The organism is Pedomonas sp. V897 (assembly GCF_051304405.1).
Classification (GTDB): Bacteria; Pseudomonadota; Alphaproteobacteria; order Sphingomonadales; family Sphingomonadaceae; genus Pedomonas.
Map to the genome: position 1 here is coordinate 217,470 of NZ_JBPPGG010000004.1, position 19,763 is coordinate 237,232.

The following is a 19,763-nucleotide window of genomic DNA, read 5'->3' on the forward strand; positions in this document are numbered from 1 at the left end:
ATGAGGAAGCCATGATTCCTTATCCGAAGTGGAGTTTCGTGTGACCCAGCGTCCGCACACGCCCCTGCTCGATGAGGTTCGGCTGCCTGCCGATCTTCGCCGTCTGCCGCTCGACCAGCTTCCCCGGCTGGCCGAGGAGGTGCGGCAGGAGGTGATCCACGTGGTCAGCCAGACCGGCGGCCATCTCGGGGCCGGGCTCGGCGTGGTCGAGCTGACGGTGGCGTTGCACTATGTGTTCAACACGCCCGACGACAAGCTGATCTGGGACGTGGGTCACCAGGCCTATCCGCACAAGATCCTCACCGGCCGGCGCGACCGCATGGCCACCCTGCGTCAGGGCGGCGGCCTGTCCGGCTTCACCAAGCGCGCGGAGAGCGAGTACGACCCGTTCGGCGCGGCCCACTCGTCCACCTCCATCTCGGCGGCGCTGGGCTTCGCCATTGCCAACAAGCTCTCGGGCGCGCCGGGCAAGGCCATTGCCGTCATCGGCGACGGCGCCATGTCGGCGGGCATGGCCTACGAGGCCATGAACAACGCCGCGCAGGCGGGCAACCGGCTCATCGTCATCCTCAACGACAACGACATGTCCATCGCCCCGCCGGTGGGCGGCCTGTCGGCGTACCTCGCCCGGCTGCTGTCCTCGGGCTCCTACATGTCGATCCGCGACATCGGCCGGGCGCTGGCGAAGCGTCTGCCGCGCCCGCTGTTCAAGGCGGCGCAGCGGGCGGAAGAATTCGCCCGTGGCATGGCGACCGGCGGCACCCTGTTCGAGGAGCTGGGCTTCTACTACGTCGGCCCCATCGACGGGCATAACCTCGAACATCTGGTGCCCATCCTCGAGAACGTGCGCGACGCCAAGGACGGGCCGATTCTTGTCCATGTGGTCACCAAGAAGGGCAAGGGCTACGCCCCGGCCGAGGAAAGCGCCGACAAGTATCACGGCGTCTCCCGGTTCGATGTGATCACCGGCGCGCAGGTGAAGTCCCAGTCCAAGGCCCCGCAGTACACCAAGGTATTCGCGGGCGCGCTGGTGGAGGAGGCGAAGCGGGACGACAAGGTGGTCGCCATCACCGCCGCCATGCCCTCCGGCACCGGGCTCGACATCTTCGCCAAGCACTTCCCCGACCGCATGTTCGACGTGGGCATTGCCGAGCAGCACGCGGTCACCTTCGCGGCGGGCCTTGCGGCGCAGGGCTACCGGCCGTTCGCGGCAATCTATTCCACCTTCCTCCAGCGCGCCTACGACCAGGTGGTGCACGACGTGGCGATCCAGAATCTGCCCGTGCGCTTCGCCATCGACCGCGCGGGGCTGGTGGGCGCGGACGGCCCGACCCACGCGGGCTCGTTCGACATCACCTATCTCGCCTCGCTGCCCAACATGGTGGTGATGGCCGCCGCTGACGAGGCGGAACTGGTGCACATGGTTCACACCATGGCGCTGCATGACGACGGCCCCATCGCCTGCCGCTATCCGCGCGGCGAGGGCGTGGGCGTCCCGCTGCCGGAGACGCCGCAGCGGCTGGAAATCGGCAAGGGCCGCATCGTGCGCGAGGGCTCCAAGATCGCCATTCTCTCGCTGGGCGCGCGTCTGGCCGAGGCGCTGAAGGCGGCGGACGAGCTGGCGGCCAAGGGCCTGCCGGCCACCGTGGCGGACATGCGCTTCGCCAAGCCGCTGGACGTGGCGCTCATCCGCAAGCTGGCGCTGAGCCATGAGGTGCTGCTGACGGTGGAGGAAGGCTCGGTCGGCGGCTTCGGCGCGCACGTGCTGACCCTGCTTTCCGACGAGGGGCTGCTGGATGCGGGGCTGAAGATCCGCACCCTGCGCCTGCCGGACGTCTTCCAGGATCAGGACAAGCCGGAGAAGATGTACGACGAGGCGCGTCTCAACGCGCCGCACGTCGTCGAGGCCGCGCTCTCCGCCCTGCGCCACAACGCGCCGGTAACGCTGCCGGATTCGGCAACCGCATGAGACCGGGCGCGTGAGCCGAAAAATACGGGTTGATCAGGCGTTGGTGGAACGCGGGCTGGTGGAAAGCCGGTCCCGCGCGCAGGCGCTCATCATGGCGGGCGTGGTCTTTGCCGGCGAGCGCAAGATCACCAAGGCGGGCGATACCATCACCGAGGACACCGGCCTTGAGGTGCGCGGCCGCGACCACCCGTGGGTGAGCCGGGGCGGCCTCAAGCTCGATCATGCGCTGGCCCATTTCGGCTGGGACATCACCGGCGCTGTCGTCATCGACGTCGGCGCCTCCACCGGCGGCTTTACGGATGTGGCCCTGACGCGCGGCGCGGCGAAGGTCTATGCGGTGGACGTGGGCCACGGCCAGCTCGCCTGGAAGCTGCGGCAGGACGAACGGGTGGTGGTGCTGGAGAAAACCAACGCCCGGCACCTGACGGCGGAGATCATCCCCGAGCCCGCGGACCTGGTGGTGTGCGACGCCAGCTTCATCGGCCTCAAGACCGTGCTGCCCGCCGCCATGGGGCTGACCCGGCCGAACGCCCGCCTCATCGCGCTCATCAAGCCCCAGTTCGAGGTGGGCAAGGAGCGGGTGGGCAAGGGCGGCGTGGTGCGCGATCCCGCGCTGCACGCCGAGGTCTGCGCCGAGATCGAGGCGTGGATGAACGAACAGCCCGGCTGGCATGTGGTGGGCCTCACCCAGAGCCCCATCCTTGGCCCCGAGGGAAATGTGGAATTCCTGATCGCTGCGGAAAGACAGGCGTGACCCAGGCTGTTGCTTATCGGCTGACCGTGACCCATCTGGGCGCGCAGGGCGACGGCGTTGCGCCGAACCCGGGCGCGTCGAAACCCGTCTATGTGCCGGGCGGCGTCCCCGGCGACACGGTCGAGGTGGACGCGAAGGGCCAGGTGGTCCAGCTCATCCCCGGCCCCAACCGGGCCGAGCCGCCCTGCCGGCACTTCGGGGCGTGCGGCGGCTGCACGCTCCAGCATGTGGCCCCCGCCCTCTATCACGACTGGCTGCGGGACCGGGTGCTGATGGCCCTCGGCCAGCATGACATCACCCTGCCGCCGGAGAGTATCGCCGCGCCCCATGTGAGCCCGCCGCAGACCCGCCGCCGCGCCACCTTCCGCGCCGTGCGCCGGGGCAGCCGGGTGGAGCTTGGCTTCAATGTGGAGCGCGCCCACCGGCTCGTGGATCTGGAGGAGTGCCACATCCTGAACCCGGCGCTGTTCCGCCTGCTCGCGCCGTTGCGGGCGCTGCTCGCCCGCGAGCTGACGGACGGCCACGCCGCCAGCGTGCAGATGACGCTCACCGACTCCGGGGTCGATCTGACGCTCGGCGGCCTCAAGCGCCGGGGTCTGGCGCAGGACGAGCTGCTCGCCGGGTTTGCCGGGGAGAACGACCTCGCCCGCATCAGCATCGACACCGGCCTTGGCGTTGACGTCATTCTGGAGCGCCGCCCGCCGCTGATCCATTTCGGCGGGGTGCCGGTGCGCCTGCCGGTCGGCGCCTTCCTGCAAGCGACGCCCGATGGCGAGGCGGCATTGCAGGCGGCGGTGCTGGAGTCGGTCGGCAAGGCAAAAGAGGTGGCGGACCTGTTCGCCGGGCTCGGCACCTTCGCCCTGCCGCTGTCCGCCACCGCCCGCGTGCTGGCGTCGGATGCGGGCAAGGTGAGCCTTGAGAGCCTGCAACGCGCCGCCAACGAGGCGCAGCGGCCGGTGAAGATCGAGCACCGCGACCTGTTCCGGCGCCCGCTGACGGCGCTTGAGCTGAAGCGGTTCCAGGCGGTGGTGTTCGACCCGCCGCGCGCCGGGGCGCAGGCCCAGTGCGCGGAGCTGGCCAGGTCCGCCGTGCCGGTGGTGGTGGCGGTGTCCTGCAACCCCAACACCTTTGCCCGCGACGCGCGTTTACTGCTCGACGGTGGCTATCGGCTGGAGCGCCTGTGGCCGGTGGGCCAGTTCCTCTGGTCCGCCCATGTCGAACTGGTCGCCCGCTTCACGCGGGCCTGACCGGCGGCGGCACGGCGCTTCGGCCCCGGCAGCAAGGGGACGAACGCAATGCCATGGACGATGCTGCGGTTGGAGAAGGCGCGCACCAGCGATCAGCCCGAGGGCGACCCCACCCATGCCTATATTGTCCACGTGGCCGTGACGGCCGATGGCAGCCTCGACGAGGAAGCCATGGCGGCCGAGCCGCGCCGCGCCACCGTCGCCCGCTACAAGGCGGGGGAGGAAGACTGCCACGGCTGGCTCACCCGCATGAAGGACCGCGCCTGGGGCTTCTCCTACACGGCGGGCGAGGACGACGACGAGCCGATCGTCCACCTGGAATTTCACCGGCTGCACGTGGGCGATTATGTGACCATCACCGACCACACCACCGGCGAGGCGCTGCCGTTCCGCATCGTCACCGTCCGGCCGCAGGGCTGAGGGTCCGGCCCGGATCGCCCGGGCTCCAGAAAATCCGAAGCGGCTGAAATAATTTATTTAAATTCTACTGCGATCTTGTCCCTGAAGGCCGAAAAACGCGGGGGGACAGGAAGGTTTTACGAGCAAACATTGCTGGTAAATACCTTCCTGTTTTTTGGAAATACGCGGGGTACATCCAGCGTTCAGGTTCATTTTGTTAGACAAATAAAAAAGACTTGCGGCCCCGAAACTGTCGGGAACGCGCGTCTCGCGGCTTGCTGCCGTGGATATTTTTGGTGCGGTGGGGGTGCCCATGTGGCGGAAGTTCCGGTCCTCGATGACGTCCATTGTCCAGATGGGCTCCCGCGCACTTGTCCGTCCGTTCGCGAAGGAGCAGCAGCCGGCGGCCTGCCGGCGGGATGTGCCGCTCGACCGGGCGCAGATCATCGAGAGCCTGGGGGTCGATCCGCAGGATACGCCGCAGGATTCCTGGATTTCCATCGTTCACAACGCCGCCAACAGCCCCGCGCTGCGCCCGGAGCGGCTGGAGGCCATGCTGCGCGCCCGGCGCGACCAGAACGCGGGCCGCAAACGGGCGGGCCAGCGGTTCTGACGGCCCCCGTCCTCTCCCGACGCTCTTCTGCCCTGACCGGCCCCGCATTTTCCTGTTTTTTCCGGCGTCAGCTCTGCTGAGTACCAGTTCTTTTGTGCGCTGATCCGGTCCAGAGTGCCCGCGACTCAAAAAGAGAAACCGCGGGGGAGTTGCTTTGCGATGAGGGGGGAAGTCGGCGGACCAATGGTCCGGCGGCCGCGTCGGCGCGGGAGATCGCCGCGGCAATTGTCCAAAAGCGAGGCCATGCGTGCCCTGGCGCTGGAGACGACCATCCAGTGCCTGGCGGACCGGCCCTATTCGGAGGTGTCGCTGGCGGCCATCGCCCAGCGGGGCAACCTGTCGCGCGGCGGGGTGCAGTATCACTTCCCGACGCGGCTGGCGCTGCTCAAGGCGGCCATCGAATATCTGCACGAGCGCCGGCTGGAGACGTTCCGCCACGATCTGGCCAGCTGTCCGCCGGGCGCGGACCTGCTCGACCATATGGTGGACATCTCCTGGAAGCGCATGGGGGAGCGCCATTTCCGCGCCTATCAGGAACTGGTGCTGGCGGCGCGCGGCGAGCCGGAGCTGGCGGCGGTGCTGCAGGCCTGCCACCGCTCGTACATGCGGGCGTGGCAGGAGATCGCCCGGTCGGTGTTCGGCTGGGATGTCACCCGGCCGGCCGTCGCCAAGGCGGGCATCATTGGCCACTTCCTGCTGGATGGCATGGCCTTCGGCCGCATTGGCGGACGCCTCTCCGAGGCGGAGGTGGAGGATCTTCTCGGCTACGTGAAGGCGATCCTGCGGGAAGCGACCCGGGGCGCGGCCAGCCACTGACACGGCCCCCGGGCGTTGCCGCCATGCGTTCTGCGTTCTGAACGCAGGAGAGGGGAGCGTCATGACGGGCGCGACAGGCGGGAAGACGGACCCGGAGGCGGGCGGCATCGGCATCCCCGGCTTTTTCGCGGGGCTGCCCCGCCAGTTCCCCGGCAGCGAGGCGGACACGCTGGCGGCGCTCGGGCAGTTGCCCTCGCTGCCGCCGTCGGCCTGCGTCGCCGAATTCGCCTGCGGCACCGGCGCGGCGACGCTGGCGCTGGCGGCGCGGCTGGAGGCGCCCGTGCTGGCGCTGGATCCGTCGGCGGACTTTCTCGCGCGGCTGCGGCAGCGGGCGGCGGCGCGCGGCCTTGGCGATCGCATCGAACCGGTGGTCGGGGACCTGGCCAATCCGCCCGTGCCCGATGGCTTCCTCGACCTGCTGTGGTGCGAGGGCGCGGCCTACATCCTCGGCTTCGATGCGGCGCTGGTGCGCTGGCGCGCGTGCCTGCGGCCCACCGGCTTTGCGGTGGTATCCGAATGTTCGTGGCTGGTGCCCAACCCCGGCCTTCAGGCGCGCACCTTCTGGTATGCTGCCTATCCCGCCATGCGCACGGTGCTGGAGAACATCGAGCGGGCGGAAGGCGCGGGCTATGAGCTGCTCGCCACCCATATCCTGCCGCCCGACCGCTGGGCCGCCTGGGCTGACAGTCTGGAGGGGCGGCTCGACGCCCTGGCGGCGCGCGGCGAGACGCTGGACCCCGCGTTTGTGCGCGCGCTTGCCCGCGAAATCGCGCTCTACCGCAACACCGGCGAGGAATTCAGCGCCGTCTACTACGTGCTGGCCCGCAAATAGACCCCGGCGGCGGTCGCAACCGTGGCCGCTTTGGCGTATGATGCCGGAATTCGACAGGCGGGCCGGCGAGGGGGTGGCATATGGCAGGGCAGCTTGCGGAACAGGCCGCGCAGGTGGAGATCGAGGAGATGCTGCGCCAGCTGCTGGCCGAGGAGCATCCCCACCTCGGGGAGCTGGCCCCGTCCACCCGTCTGGTGAGCGAGGCAGGGCTGACGCTGGCGGAGCTGGACGAGATCTATTTCACCGCGCTTGACCGGCTCGGCCGCCGTCCGCCGCTGGACGACGGCGAGGTGCGCGCCCTCATCAACCTGAACGACCCCAACCTTGTGGAGCTGAGCCGCCATGTGGCGCTCAACTGCCCGGTGATGTCACCCGAGGAGCGGGAGGCGGCCACGCGGCCCGACCCGGGCGTCACCACCCAGGGCGCGACCGGGCTGGAGGAGCGTCCCCCGCGCTGGGGCATGGCGGTGCTCCTCGGCGTTGCGGCGGTGTCGGTGATCGTCGCCATCGGCTGGCTGCTGATGGACGGCTGAGCGCTGCCGGGCGCCCCCGCGCTTCCGCAAAAAAGAACGGGGCAAAAAAATGAACGGGGCAAAAAAGAACGGGGCGCCGTCTCCAGCGCCCCGTCTTTCGGTCTGGCCCCGCGCCCTGGCGCACGGCCGTGATCCTTGTGCCTGTTCTTACTTGTCGAACAGCTTGCCCCAGGCGCGCTTGGCGCGGGTCTTCCACGCACCACGGTGGTAGGCGTCCGACGCCAGCAGCGGCATGACCGAGGTGGCCTCGGCATAGACCATCTGCTCCAGCGCGGTGTCCACCTTGCCCCAGGAAGCGGCTTCCTTGAGGGTCGAGGACGAGCAGGCGCCGTCGCGCACGTCGGCGACGGTGATCTGCACCGCGTACTTGTGCATCTCCACATCCTCGTGGCCCAGGATCTCGGCGCACACCACCGTGTCCTGGATGAAGTTCTTCGGCACGCCGCCGCCGATCATGAGCAGGCCGGTGGTGCCCGCCTTGATCTTGATGTCGGTCAGCTCGCGGAAGTCGGCGACCGCGTCGATCATCAGGTAGGGCTTGCCCGCCTTCATGCGCTCCACCTGGTGCTTCACCAGGCCGAAGCCGGCCGAGGAGTCGACGAACGCCGGGCAGAAGATGGGCACGTCATGCTCGAAGGCCAGCTTGACCAGCGAGTTTTCCTTCTTGCCGTGCTCGGAGAGGTAGCGACCCATTTCGCGGATGAAGGCGCGCGACGAATAGGCCTTCGGCTCCAGCGATTCGGCGATCTTGAAGATGGTGTGGTCGCAGTCCTGGAGCTGCTCCTCGTCGATGTAGGTGTCGTAGATGCGGTCGATGTAGAGCGAGCGCAGGGTGTTGTCGTCGGGCACTTCCAGCGCCTGGTAGTGCTTGTGGCCGAGGCCCTCGAAGAAGTCCATGTCGACGATCGAGGCGCCGGTGGCGACGATGCCGTCCACCATGTTGTTGCGCACCAGCTCGGCATAGAGGTCCATGCAGCCGCCGGCGGAGGTGGAACCGGCGATCACGAGGAAGATGGTGCAGTCCTTGTCTTCCAGCATCGTGTTGTAGATGCGGGTGGCCCGCGCCAGATCGCGCGAGGTGAAGGACATGTTGGCCATCTGGTCGATGATCGGGCGCGCATCGAACGACTTGATGTCGATGTGCTTCACTTCCTTCGAGAGAAGCTCGGCCTTGCGCTTGTCGTTGACGAGGGGCGTGGTCATGGAACTGCGTCTCCATCCTGAGCAACGCGCCGGGAGGCCGAGCCGCGTCGGCCCTGGCGGCTGATGAGGAAAAACCGGCGGCGGCTTGACGGGCTTCAACCGCCGCCGGGAACTGTCGGCTCTTTATATAGAGCGGATCTGGTGCGCCTTTTACTCTGCGGTCTTGGCAAAGTTGAGGGCCAGCTGCGCCTCGTCCTCGGCATCGCTGCCGTAGGCTGTGAACATGGGCGCATCCAGGACTTCCTGGGTCTTGTCGGACCGGAAGCCGTTGAAGTCGGTGCGCAGGGCCGCGCCATAGGCGCCCAGCATACCGATCTCGATGTAGTCGCCCGGGCGGACATCCGCCGGCAGCTCGAACGGACCCTTCATGAAGTCCATGTCGTCGCAGGTCGGGCCGTAGAAGCTGAACTCCGCGGTCTTGGTCTGCGACGGGGTCTCCCGCAGCAGGCGGACCGGGAAGCGCCAGTTCACGTGCGCGGCGTCGAACAGCGAGCCGTAGGAGCCGTCATTGATGAACAGCACATCGCCCGAGCGCTTCTCGACGCGCACCACCACGCTGGAATACTCCGCGCTCAGCGCGCGGCCCGGCTCGCACCACAGCTCCGCCGAGTAGGAAATCGGCAGCTCCTCGAACTGGGCCTTGATCGTCTCGAAGTAGGCCTCCAGCGGCGGCGGCACCATGCCCGGGTAGATGGACGGGAAACCGCCGCCCACGTCCACCACGTCCACGGTCACGCCCGCCTGCACGATCGCGGTCTTGGCGATCGCCAGCGCGTCGGCATAGGCCTGCGGCGACATGGACTGGCTGCCCACGTGGAAGCACACACCCAGCGAGTCGGCGACCTGACGGGTCGCCAGCAGCAGGGCCGGGGCCTCCTCGGCGCTGACGCCGAACTTGGACGCCAGCGACAGCTTGGAATGACCCGAGGACACCCGCAGGCGCACGCACAGCGTCAGATCCGTGGCGTGGCCGGTGGCCTCCATGATCTTCTCCAGCTCTTCAAGGCAGTCGAGCGAGAAGGTGCGAACGCCATGCTCGTGATAGGCCTCGGCAATGGCCTCGGCGGGCTTCACGGGATGCATGTAGCACAGGGTGGCGTCCGGCAGCATGGCGCGCACCCGGCGGACCTCGGCGATCGAGGCCACGTCGAAGTGATTGACGCCATTCTCCCACAGAACCTGGATGAGTTCGGGAGACGGATTCGCCTTCACCGCATAGAGCACCTTGCCCGGAAACTTCTGGGAGAAGAAACGGGCTGCCCTGGCGGCGGCGTGCGGACGGATGCAGGTGACCGGAGAAACCGGACGAAGGGTAGTCGCTACCCCCAGCGCGCTATGGTCGTTGCGCATCTCATGGGACCTCCAACGGGCGGTTGACACCAATGCTGCCTTGCGGTTGGAAGTCCCCATGGGGCAGCGGCGCTTCACATAGGGTCTAAGGGGCCCCTTGTAAAGAGTTTTGTATCAAAAAAATGTAGCCGCCGGAGGCGGTATTTCTCCTTAATTAACATGGAGTTAGCCATGAATCGGGCGGTTGGCGGCGTTGAGTTTTGCGATGGTCCGGGCCTTGCCGACGTCCGCCTGGCTGCCGGGCGGCTGCGCGGGCGGGTCGTGCGCACCCCGCTCATCGAAAATCCGGCCCTCAACGCGGCGGTTGGCGGCCGCCTTTTTCTCAAGGCGGAGACGCTTCAGGAGACCGGGTCCTTCAAGCTGCGCGGGGCGTTCAACCGCTTGTTGCAGCTGGACGACTCGCAGCGGCGCGCGGGCGTTGCCGCCTTTTCCTCGGGCAACCATGCCCAGGGGGTGGCGCGGGCGGCGCAGGCGCTGGGCATTCCGGCCGTGATCGTGATGCCGGCGGATGCGCCCGCGCTGAAGGTGGCGCGCACGCAAGGCTATGGCGCGGAGGTGATCTTCTACGACCGCACCACGGAAAGCCGGGAGGAGATCGCCGCCCGACTCGCCGCGGAGCGGGGCGCGGTGGTGGTGCCCTCGTTCGATGATCCGCACATCATCGCCGGGCAGGGCACGGCCGGGCTGGAGGCGGCGGAGGATCTGGCGGCGCTGGGCGTCGCGCCCGATCTGTTCGTCTCCAACTGCGGCGGCGGCGGGCTGGCCTCGGGCTGCACCCTGGCGCTGCGGGACGCCTTCCCCGGCATCGAGGTGATTCTGGTGGAGCCGGAGCACTACGACGACGCGGGCCGGTCGCTGGCGGCGGGCGAGCGCCTGTCCATCGCGGGCTATGCGCCCACCCTGTGCGACGCGCTGCAAACGCCGATGATCGGCGCGCTCACCTTCCCGATTCTGCGGGCGGCGGGGGCGCGGGGCGTTGCCGTCAGCGATGCGGAGGTGCAGCGGGCCGTCGCCTTTGCCTTCCGGGAGCTGAAGCTGGTGGTAGAGCCGGGCGGCGCGGCGGCGCTGGCGGCGGTGCTGGCGGGCAAGGTGCCGGTTGCGGGCCGCACGGCGGTGCTCACCCTCTCGGGCGGCAACGTGGACGCCGAGACCTTCGCCCGCTGCCTTGAGGCCTGATCGGGCGGCCGGTTGCGGAGCGGCGGCGAACCGTGGAGCAGCGGCCGGGGCGATGGATCTAACCCCTCGCATTAAAGGTTAAGCACTCACATGCGGGGAGAGTCCCCTGCGTTGCCCGGGCCGAAGGTTCTCGCGCCCGGGCGTGCTGGCGGCCGCGCTCCGGTCGTCTCAAGTGTTTTTCCCAGATCAGGAGTAAGACCGATGAAGCCCATCCTCACCAGCATGCTTGTGTTCGGCCTCGCCCTTTCCTCTGCCGCCGCGCTGGCCCAGGCGCAGCAAGGACGCTCCGGCGACGAGATGAAGTTTCCCCTGACCAAGGCCGAGCACGCCAAGAAGGGGGCCGAGATGTTCGGCAAGTGGGACACGAACGGCGACGGCACCATCACCCGCGAGGAATTCACGGCGGCCCATGACGCCAAGTTCACAAAGATGGACACCAACAACGACGGCACGGTGAGCGCCGAGGAGCATCGCGCGGCGATGCAGGAGAAGAAGTCGAAATAGCGCCGCTGGCAGCGGCGCCGCCCCCTCCGGCGCTCGGGTGGCGGCACGGAATTGTAAGTCGTTTGCTTACATCAGCGTCTGCATGTTGCGTCGATGCGCACCGCCCGCCAGCCGCCCGGCTTGGCGGGCGGTCAGGCGTCATCGCGCCACTCACGCGTCGTAGCGGATTTCCAGTACTTCCAGCTCGACCGTGCCGCGCGGCGTCATCAGCGTGACCACGTCGCCGACGCGGGCCTTCATCAGCGCCCGCGCCACCGGCGAGACCCAGCTCACATGGCCCCGGGCCGTGTCCACCTCGTCCTGCCCCACGATCTTGATGGTGCGCTCCACGTCGGCGTCGTCCACGTAGGTGACGGTTGCGCCGAAGAACACCTGATCCTTGCGGGGCTGCTGGGCGGGGTCCACCACCACAGCCGATTCCAGCCGCTTGGCGAGGTAGCGCAGGCGGCGGTCGATCTCGCGCAGGCGCTTCTTGCCGTAGAGGTAGTCGCCATTCTCCGAGCGGTCGCCATTGCCCGCGGCCCAGGAGACCGTCTCCACCAGCTTGGGGCGCTCCACCTTCAGCAGGTGTTCACGCTCCTCCGTGAGGGCGCGCCAGCCTTCGGGTGTCATGTAGTTCTTGCCGCCGGGAGGAGGGGGCGGCAGCGCCTCCTCGTCCTCGTCGTCGCGTTCCTTGACGAATGCCTTGCTCATGCCTGTCTGGTTAAGCGTTTCCGCGCGGAATGGGAACAGGGTTCGGCGAAGGAGCCGCCCGGCCGGGCGGGGACTCAGCCGCCCGGCCTTGTCTTCCGGCCTCAGCCGCCGATCCCTGCGGCGCTCTCCGTCCCGTCGGTCAGGCCGAGGTGGCGGGAGAGCAGGCCCATCTGCGGCGTGGCCCGCAGCTCGGCTTCCTGCTTGCCGCCAGCCGGGCCGGCCGCCAGCTGCGTGCCCGACCGCTGGTTCAGCGTGGCGTAGATGACCGCGTTCTCCAGCACCCGCTGCACATAGTTGCGGGTTTCGCTGAACGGGATCTGCTCGATCCAGTCGATCACGTCCACGTTCGGCTGGCGCGGGTCGCCGAAGCGGGTCAGCCACTTGTTCACGTTGCCGGGGCCGGCGTTGTAGGCGGCCACCGCCAGCACGTGGCTGCCGTTGTAGAGGTTGATCATCCGCTGGAGGTAGGAGGCACCGAGGCGGATGTTGTAGGCGTTCTCGTGCAAACGGCTCTGGGCGTAGGGCAGGCCCAGCCGTCCCGCCACCTCCTTGGCCGTGCCCGGCATCAGCTGCATCAGCCCGCGCGCCCCGGCGGGGCTGACGGCGTTGGGGTTGAACAGGCTCTCCTGCCGGGCGACGGCGTGGATCATCACCCCCATTTCCGCCACCTCCACCGGCACCTCCACCTGCGGGAAGCTGGCGTAGTGCAGGGAGATGCCCTTGCCGCGCGCGTTCTTGGCCAGCGCTACCGCCACGTCGATGCGGCCCATGGCGCGCGCCTGGTCGAGAATGAGGCGAAGCTGGCCGGGGGTGGTGGCCTGATCGGCCGCGTGCCGCAGGAAGATGGCCTGGATGCCCGGCTGGCTCAGCTGGTTCAGCATCTGCGCCGCCAGCAGCGCCCGGTTGGCCTGCACGGCGGCCGAGTCCGCGGCGGTGAAGGCGGGCGGGGTCATGTCGAGCCGGACCGGCGGCTGGCCCAGCTTCTCCTGCGAGAGGATGCCGTAGAAATAGTCCGATTCCCGCGCGGCGGTTTCATACCACTGGCGCGCAAGCTCGGGCTTCTTCATGGCCTCGGCGGCCCGGCCGGACCAGTAGGCGGCGCGGCTCTGGGTGATGGGCGTCTTGCCGACGGCGCGCACGTTCTCGAAATGCCGCAGCGCCGTCTCCGGCTTGTCGAGCACCCGCAGCGCCAGCCAGCCGGCCCGCCACTCCACGTCCGTGTAGGCGATGCGGTCCGCCAGCGGGGCGTCGGCCAGTTTCTCGGCCGAATCGGTCATGCGGTGCTTGGCCAGCAGGTCGTAGGCCAGCTTGGTGTTGCCCTGCCCGCGCGCCCAGTCGGAGAGGGCCAGCAGCTCCTGCGCCCATTTGGTGCGGTTCTCCACCGAGCGGGGGCTGGCGTCCGCCGCCAGCAGGATCTCGGCGGCGTTGGCCGGCAGCTCCTGCTTCAGGCGCAGCCAGCGGGCGCGGTCATAGGCGAGGCCCGTTTCCAGCTTGAGCGCGTCCGGCACCGCCTGCACCAGGCTCGGCGAGCGCGGGTCGCGGGTTTGCAGGGCGATGCGCGCCGTCGCCCACGCCTGCCGGTCCGGGTCGAGCAGGGCGACCATGCGGCGGGCGGCGGTGATCTGCCCGTTCCACAGCTGGCGGTTGGTCCGCTCGATGTGGTCGTCGTGCTTCAGCGCCTCGCCGAACTGGCGCAGCAGGTCCAGCTCCTGGTCGCCGTTGAGGCCGCCGCTCAGCCACGCCTCGCGGGCAAGGGCGTTCGCCTTGTCCTTCTGGCCGATGGCCGCCAGCGCCTCGGCGTGGCGCAGCTTGCCGATGGCGGTGAGGGCGGGGAAGCGGCCGAAATAGTCGATCCGCTCCGGGAAGGGGGTGTCCGGCGTCATCGCCTGCTCGGCGCTGGTGCGGAAGCGGCTCTCCTGCGGCCAGCCGGGGTTGGCCTTGAGGAACCGGGCGAGGTCCTCATAGCTTGCGGTGTTCAGGTTCTGGCGCAGCTGGTTCCAGGTCACCAGCGATTCGGCCAGCGGGTGCACCAGGTTCTGCGGGGTTGGCGCCAGCGGCGCATTGCGGCCGGAGGCCGCCAGACGCGGCGCGTACCAGTTGATCTGCTCCGCGCTCAGCGTCGCGGGGGATGCGGCCGCTGCGGAGGTGGGGGTGACGGGCGCCGCCGCGGACGCGGACGACGCCAGGGTCGGCTGCGCCGGCAGCAGGGTGGCTGCCAGCGTCGCCAGCATCATGAAAGACTTGCCCTGATCGATCCGATTCAACACGCCGGGATTGCCTCTGTCGTTTGTTTGGTTCAAATGGGTGGCCGCACACGGGGGTGTCCGTTCAGGCACGTTACCCATCGCTGATAACGAGGATAGCATCAATGATCCGAGGGTCCATTCCTGCCCTTGTCACGCCGTTCCGTGACGGCGCTGTGGACGAGCCGACTCTGCGCGCCCTGATTGAGTGGCAGATCACGGCCGGCAGCCATGGACTCGTGCCGGTGGGCACCACAGGTGAGTCGGCCACTCTGAGCCACGCCGAGCATCAGCGCGTGACCGAAATCACCATCGAGGTGGCGGCCGGGCGGGTGCCGGTCATTGCGGGGTGCGGCTCCAACTCGACGCAGGAGGCGATCAGCCTCATCCGCCACGCGGAGAAGGCCGGCGCCGATGCGGCGCTGGTGGTCTGCCCCTACTACAACAAGCCGAACCAGGAAGGTCTGTACCGGCACTTCAAGGCGCTGGCCGAAGCCAGCGACCTGCCGATCATCATCTACAACATTCCCGGCCGCTCGGTGATCGACATGACGCCCGAGACCATGGGCCGCCTCGCCGAGATCAAGACCATCATCGGCGTGAAGGACGCCACCGGCAACATCGCCCGGGTGAGCCAGCAGCGCATCACCTGCGGCAAGGAGTTCATCCAGCTCTCCGGCAACGACGAGACCGCGCTGGCCTTCAACGCCTCCGGCGGCCGGGGCTGCATCTCGGTTGCGGCCAACGTGGCGCCCGAGCTGTGCGCCCGGTTCCAGGAGGCCACCCTCGCGGGCGACTACGCAACGGCGCTGGAACTGAACGACAAGCTGTTCCCGCTGCACATGGCGCTGTTCTCCGACGCCTCCCCGGGGCCGACCAAGTACGCCCTGTGGAAGCTCGGGCGCATCGCCAGCCCCGAGGTGCGCCTGCCGATGACCGAGCCGTCGGAGGCCGCCCGCGCCAGGGTGGACGCGGCGCTGGCGCACGCCGGCCTGCTCTGAGCGGGCACGTCCCGGCCTCGCTGCTCCTGCCCTTGCCCTTGCCTTCCGGGCGCGGGATGCTCTACCCATGCCCGCCCGACCCCGGTCCGCGCGGAACCGCACGCCCCGCGCGCCGTCCGGGCATGACCGCAAGCCGATGAAGGACGAGATCGCTCTATGGCCCGCCCGCACCTCTCCAAACCGCTGACCAAGCGGAAGGTGGTCGCCGAGAACCGGAAGGCGCGCTTCGAGTATTTCATCGAGGACACCTTCGAGGCCGGCATCGCCCTTCAGGGCACGGAGGTGAAGAGCCTGCGCTTCGGCGAGGGCAACATCACCGAGAGCTACGCGGAGGTGAAGGACGGCGAGGTGTGGCTCATCAACGCCAACATCCCCGAATACGCCTTCGGCAACCGGGAGAATCACCAGCCGCGCCGGCCGCGCAAGCTGCTGCTGCACGGGCGCGAGATCAACAAGCTGCACGGGGCGGTCAACCGTCAGGGCATGACGCTGGTGCCGCTCAGCATCTACTTCAACGACCGGGGCCGGGCGAAGGTGGAGCTGGCGCTGGCGAAGGGCAAGAAGCTGCACGACAAGCGCGAGACCGCCAAGGAGCGCGACTGGCAGCGCGACAAGGCCCGCCTGCTCCGCGACCGGGGCTAGCGGGCGCGGCGACCGGCGAGTCGCGCCTTCCGCCCGGAGAGGGCGCGGCGCGGGGATGCCCCCGGTCCGCAGCGCCACGTCGTACAGCGCCGGCGCGGCATCGTCGCCGAAGGCAGCGCCAAGGCCGGACGAGTCGCCCAGCGCGCCGCCGACGCGGCTGTCGCCTTCCGGGTAGGGCTCGCCCTCGTCCAGATACGGGGCGCTCAGATACCGGGCGCCAGATGCGGCATGGGAGCGGATGAGGCCCGCCGCCATGCCCGCAAGGGCTGCCACCACCAGCAGCAGCACGGCCAGCAGCACCAGCGTTGCCGGTGAGCCCGGGTCGGTCAGGCGCGGGGCGGGCGCGTGGCCCGGGGTCTTGCCCGGCCAGTCCTGCCTCCGCAGCACGGTTTCCCGGTATTCCGGTTCCCGGCGCAGTGTTTCCCGGTACTCCGGTTCCCGGCGCTCCGGCTCCCGGCGCTCCGGTCTCCCCTGAGCCTTCTCCCGGTCTGCCGTCTCCCGCTGCGGCTTATCCTTCAGTGTGAACACCCCGAAGGCCTCCCGTCCCGTTCTTCCTTTGTGTTCTTATAATGATTTTTGGTTAATATTTATATATTAAAATTAGCCAGTCCGGTTACCGGTCGGGGCAGGGCACCGGGTGCGGGCCGCCGTGGCGGCAGGAAGGGGCGCGCGCCATCTGGTCTTTGCGCCCCGGCGGCCTTATCTCGCAAAGGGTGTGCGGCATTCGACGGCTTGCGCAGCCGAGGCAGGGAAAACTCATGTCCGACGACGGCCAGAAGAAGGAAAAGCTCATCCGCTCCAAGGAGCAGTGGGCGCGGGAAGGGCGGCTGCTCACCGGCAAGGCCGGGGACCGCGAGCGGGACCGGCTCCCGCCCGGGCAGCGGCTGGTGACGACCTGGCCCGTGCTCGATCTTGGCATCCAGCCCCACATCCCGACGGACAAGTGGACGCTCACCATCGACGGTCTGGTGGAGAATCCGGTGGTGTGGCGCTGGGATGACTTCATGGCCCAGCCGCAGGTGGAGGACGTGTCGGACATTCACTGCGTCACCCAGTGGTCGCGCTACGACAACCGCTGGAATGGCGTCTCCACCCGGCACATCCTCGCGGTGGTGCGGCCCCTGCCGGAGGTGCGCCACGTCATCCTGCACAGCTACGACGGCTACACCACCAACGTGACGCTGGAGCATTTCTCGGACGAGGATTGCCTTGTCGCCCACACCCACGACGGCCAGCTCATCTCCCGCGAGCATGGCGGCCCGGCGCGGCTGGTGATCCCGAAGTTCTATTTCTGGAAATCCGCCAAGTGGATCCGGCGCATCGAGTTCTCGGACGTGGACAAGCCCGGGTTCTGGGAGGTGCGCGGCTACCACAACGAGGGCGACCCCTGGAACGAGGATCGCTACTCCTCCTGATCCGGCCTGATCCCGTCTGATCCGGTTCGTGACGGGGGGCTTGCGACAGGGCGAAGGCTGGGCGCGGCGAGGCACGGGCCGCGCCGTGCTCCGACCTTGCTCGCAGCAAGGGGCGGGTCTACCGTTTCGCCCCTGTCGGCCGTGGTTCGCCCTCGTGACCATTGCGGGGCAAGGCGGCCGGTTTCTATTGTCGTTTGCAGGTCAATCGAGACACGTGGCGGCATCCAGAGCGCCGGAGAGCCGGCCGATGTGCGTTCGCCACAGCATCCTTCACGGGGGAATGAATGATCCGATTCCGCTTCTTCACCCTGGCCAGCACCCTGGCCCTGGGGCTCGGCCTTGCCGGCCCGGCGCTGGCGGAGAGCCAGCCCGCCTTCGGCACCTTCGGCTTCGACACGGCCGGGATGGACACCAGCGTCAGGCCGGGTGACGACTTCTATACCTACGCCAACGGCGGCTGGCTCAAGAGCACGCCGATCCCGGAGGACAAGTCGAACTACGGCATGTTCACCGTGCTGGCCGACCAGGCGGAGGCGCAGATCCGGGCGATCATCGAGGAACTGGCGGCCTCCCGGGCCGAGCCGGGGTCCGAAAGCTGGAAGATCGGCACCCTCTATGCCGACTTCATGAACGAGGCGGCGATCGAGCAGGCCGGGCTTGCGCCCGCCCGGCCGGAGCTGGACCGCATCAACGCCATTGCCAGCCAGCAGGATCTGGCGGCGGCCTTTGCCCGCATGGCCACGCTCTCGGTGAACCAGCCGTTCGAGATGTACGTGGGCCAGGACCGCAAGGCGCCGGACGTTTACGTGCCCTACCTTGGCCAGGGTGGCCTCGGCCTTCCCGACCGCGACTATTACCTCGACGACAACCCCAACTTCGCGGCGGTGCGCGAGAAGTACAAGCAGCACATCGCCAACATGTTCAGGCTGGCGGGCGTCGCCGAGGCTGACGCCATGGCGAAGGCGGAGGCGATCTACGCCGTGGAAGAAGCCATGGCCCGGGTCCACTGGTCGCGCGGCGACAGCCGCGACCGCGACAAGACCTACAACAAGCGCACGCTGGCGCAGCTTCAGGCCGAGGCGCCGGGCTTCGACTGGGCGACGTTCCTGTCGGCCATGCGGCTGGACAACCAGCCCGCGTTCCTCGTCGCCCAGCCCAGCGCCTTCACCGGAATGGCGGCGATCATCGCCAGAACCCCGCTGCAGACCTGGAAGGATTACCTCACCTTCCATTACCTCAGCGGCTATGCGGGCGTGCTGCCCAAGGCGTTCGTCGAGGAGGATTTCGACTTCTCCGGCCGCACCCTGTCCGGCATTCCCGAGCTGAAGGCGCGGTGGAAGCGCGGCGTCGATCTGGTGGAATCGGCGCTCGGCGAGGCGGTTGGCAAGCTCTACGTCCAGCGCCACTTCCCGCCCGAGGCCAAGGCGGCGGCCGACCGGCTGGTGCAGAACGTGATTCTCGCCTACGGCCAGCGCATCGACCAGCTGGACTGGATGTCGCCGGAGACCAAGGCCAAGGCCCGCGAGAAGCTCGCCAAGTTCAACCCGAAGATCGGCTACCCCTCCAAATGGCGGGATTACACCAACTTCGAGGTGAAGCCGGGCGATGTGCTGGGCAATGCCCAGCGGGCGTCCGAGTTCGAGTTCTGGCGGAACGTGAACAAGCTCGGCAAGCCGGTGGACCGGGACGAGTGGTTCATGACCCCGCAGACGGTCAACGCCTACTACTACTCCACCAACAACGAGATCGTGTTCCCGGCCGCCATTCTGCAACCGCCGTTCTTCGATCCGAACGCGGATGACGCGGTGAACTACGGCGGCATCGGCGCGGTCATCGGCCACGAACTGGGCCACGGCTTCGACGACCAGGGCTCGAAGGTCAACGGCGACGGCGTCGAGATGAACTGGTGGACCGATCAGGACCGCACCCGGTTCGACGCGCTCGGCAATGGCCTGTCCGCCCAGTACGAGACCTACTGCCCGTTCCCGGGCGAGTGCGTGCGCGGCAAGCTCACCCTCGGCGAGAACCTGGGCGACCTTGGCGGCCTCTCGGTCGCTCATGCGGCCTACAAGCTGTCGCTGGGCGGCAAGGACGCGCCCGTCATCGACGGCACCACGGGCGACCAGCGCTTCTTCCTCGGCTGGGCGCAGGTGTGGCGCCGGGCCTACCGCGACGCCGAGCTGCGCCGCCGTCTGGTCACCGACCCGCACTCCCCGTCGCAGTACCGCACCAACGGCATCGTGCGGAACATGGACGCCTGGTACAAGGCGTTCAACATCGACAAGGACGCCGGGCTGTACCTGCCGCCGGAGCAGCGCATCCGCATCTGGTAAGGCGGGCGGGCGACACCACAACCGGGAAGGGGCGGCTTCG

General features: G+C 68.4%; 18 protein-coding genes. 14 read left to right on the forward strand and 4 right to left on the reverse strand.

Annotated elements, in window-relative coordinates:
* The first annotated feature begins 40 nt into the window (after positions 1–40).
* The 8 genes from dxs to ACSJJU_RS11815 all read left to right on the forward strand — a co-directional run bounded on the left by dxs (position 41) and on the right by ACSJJU_RS11815 (position 7,163).
* On the forward strand, positions 41–1,969 hold the full coding sequence (gene dxs, locus ACSJJU_RS11780) for a 1-deoxy-D-xylulose-5-phosphate synthase (protein ID WP_435915687.1): 1,929 nt from the start codon (positions 41–43) through the stop codon (positions 1,967–1,969).
* 10 nt (positions 1,970–1,979) lie between these two features.
* Positions 1,980–2,723, forward strand: a complete 744-nt coding sequence (locus ACSJJU_RS11785; RefSeq protein ID WP_435915688.1) for a TlyA family RNA methyltransferase — start codon at positions 1,980–1,982, stop codon at positions 2,721–2,723.
* The gene (locus tag ACSJJU_RS11790) at positions 2,720–3,970 is read left to right on the forward strand and encodes a class I SAM-dependent RNA methyltransferase (protein WP_435915689.1); all 1,251 of its coding nucleotides are present in this window, start codon (positions 2,720–2,722) and stop codon (positions 3,968–3,970) included. Before ACSJJU_RS11785 ends, ACSJJU_RS11790 begins: the two co-directional genes overlap by 4 nt.
* Positions 3,971–4,018: 48 nt before the next feature.
* The gene (locus ACSJJU_RS11795) at positions 4,019–4,390 is read left to right on the forward strand and encodes a hypothetical protein (protein WP_435915690.1); all 372 of its coding nucleotides are present in this window, start codon (positions 4,019–4,021) and stop codon (positions 4,388–4,390) included.
* Between the two features lie 316 nt (positions 4,391–4,706).
* Positions 4,707–4,982, forward strand: a complete 276-nt coding sequence (locus ACSJJU_RS11800) for a hypothetical protein (RefSeq protein WP_435915691.1) — start codon at positions 4,707–4,709, stop codon at positions 4,980–4,982.
* Positions 4,983–5,225: 243 nt separating this feature from the next.
* Positions 5,226–5,798, forward strand: a complete 573-nt coding sequence (locus ACSJJU_RS11805; protein ID WP_435915692.1) for a TetR/AcrR family transcriptional regulator — start codon at positions 5,226–5,228, stop codon at positions 5,796–5,798.
* A 61-nt stretch (positions 5,799–5,859) separates the two neighbouring features.
* The gene (locus tag ACSJJU_RS11810; protein WP_435915693.1) at positions 5,860–6,630 is read left to right on the forward strand and encodes a methyltransferase domain-containing protein; all 771 of its coding nucleotides are present in this window, start codon (positions 5,860–5,862) and stop codon (positions 6,628–6,630) included.
* Between the two features lie 80 nt (positions 6,631–6,710).
* Entirely contained in the window at positions 6,711–7,163 is a 453-nt protein-coding gene (locus ACSJJU_RS11815; protein ID WP_435915694.1) for a hypothetical protein, read from the forward strand.
* A 147-nt stretch (positions 7,164–7,310) separates the two neighbouring features.
* On the opposite strand, the gene ACSJJU_RS11820 is transcribed toward ACSJJU_RS11815, so the two are convergent.
* Positions 7,311–8,366: a 1,9-bis(guanidino)-5-aza-nonane synthase gene (locus tag ACSJJU_RS11820; RefSeq protein ID WP_435915695.1), complete on the reverse strand. Its 1,056-nt coding sequence runs from the start codon at positions 8,364–8,366 to the stop codon at positions 7,311–7,313.
* A gap of 150 nt (positions 8,367–8,516) precedes the next feature.
* Positions 8,517–9,716: a type III PLP-dependent enzyme gene (locus tag ACSJJU_RS11825; protein ID WP_435915697.1), complete on the reverse strand. Its 1,200-nt coding sequence runs from the start codon at positions 9,714–9,716 to the stop codon at positions 8,517–8,519.
* A 171-nt stretch (positions 9,717–9,887) separates the two neighbouring features.
* Between ACSJJU_RS11825 and ACSJJU_RS11830 the strand changes: the two genes are divergently transcribed.
* Both ACSJJU_RS11830 and ACSJJU_RS11835 read left to right on the forward strand, forming a co-directional pair.
* Positions 9,888–10,892, forward strand: a complete 1,005-nt coding sequence (locus ACSJJU_RS11830; RefSeq protein WP_435915699.1) for a threonine ammonia-lyase — start codon at positions 9,888–9,890, stop codon at positions 10,890–10,892.
* A 201-nt stretch (positions 10,893–11,093) separates the two neighbouring features.
* Positions 11,094–11,396 (forward strand): hypothetical protein, encoded by a 303-nt coding sequence (locus ACSJJU_RS11835; RefSeq protein ID WP_435915700.1) that lies wholly within the window; start codon positions 11,094–11,096, stop codon positions 11,394–11,396.
* Between the two features lie 150 nt (positions 11,397–11,546).
* Here ACSJJU_RS11835 and greB read toward each other — a convergent pair whose 3' ends face one another.
* Together greB and ACSJJU_RS11845 are read right to left on the reverse strand one after the other, a co-directional pair.
* Positions 11,547–12,008, reverse strand: a complete 462-nt coding sequence (gene greB / locus ACSJJU_RS11840) for a transcription elongation factor GreB (protein WP_435915903.1) — start codon at positions 12,006–12,008, stop codon at positions 11,547–11,549.
* Positions 12,009–12,190: 182 nt separating this feature from the next.
* Positions 12,191–14,356 carry a transglycosylase SLT domain-containing protein gene (locus ACSJJU_RS11845; protein ID WP_435915701.1) on the reverse strand — a complete coding sequence of 722 codons (2,166 nt, stop codon included), beginning with the start codon at positions 14,354–14,356 and terminating at the stop codon, positions 12,191–12,193.
* Between the two features lie 101 nt (positions 14,357–14,457).
* Here ACSJJU_RS11845 and dapA point away from each other — a divergent pair, with 101 nt between their 5' ends.
* The 4 genes from dapA (at position 14,458) to ACSJJU_RS11865 (ending at position 19,723) form a co-directional block, all read left to right on the forward strand.
* Positions 14,458–15,333, forward strand: coding sequence for a 4-hydroxy-tetrahydrodipicolinate synthase (gene dapA / locus ACSJJU_RS11850; RefSeq protein ID WP_435915702.1), 876 nt, complete (start codon positions 14,458–14,460; stop codon positions 15,331–15,333).
* Between the two features lie 156 nt (positions 15,334–15,489).
* The gene (smpB, locus tag ACSJJU_RS11855; protein WP_435915703.1) at positions 15,490–15,975 is read left to right on the forward strand and encodes an SsrA-binding protein SmpB; all 486 of its coding nucleotides are present in this window, start codon (positions 15,490–15,492) and stop codon (positions 15,973–15,975) included.
* A 758-nt stretch (positions 15,976–16,733) separates the two neighbouring features.
* Positions 16,734–17,390: a sulfite oxidase-like oxidoreductase gene (locus ACSJJU_RS11860; RefSeq protein WP_435915704.1), complete on the forward strand. Its 657-nt coding sequence runs from the start codon at positions 16,734–16,736 to the stop codon at positions 17,388–17,390.
* A gap of 284 nt (positions 17,391–17,674) precedes the next feature.
* A complete protein-coding gene (locus tag ACSJJU_RS11865; RefSeq protein ID WP_435915705.1) occupies positions 17,675–19,723 on the forward strand; it encodes a M13 family metallopeptidase in 2,049 nt (682 codons plus the stop codon).
* Positions 19,724–19,763: the final 40 nt, after the last annotated feature.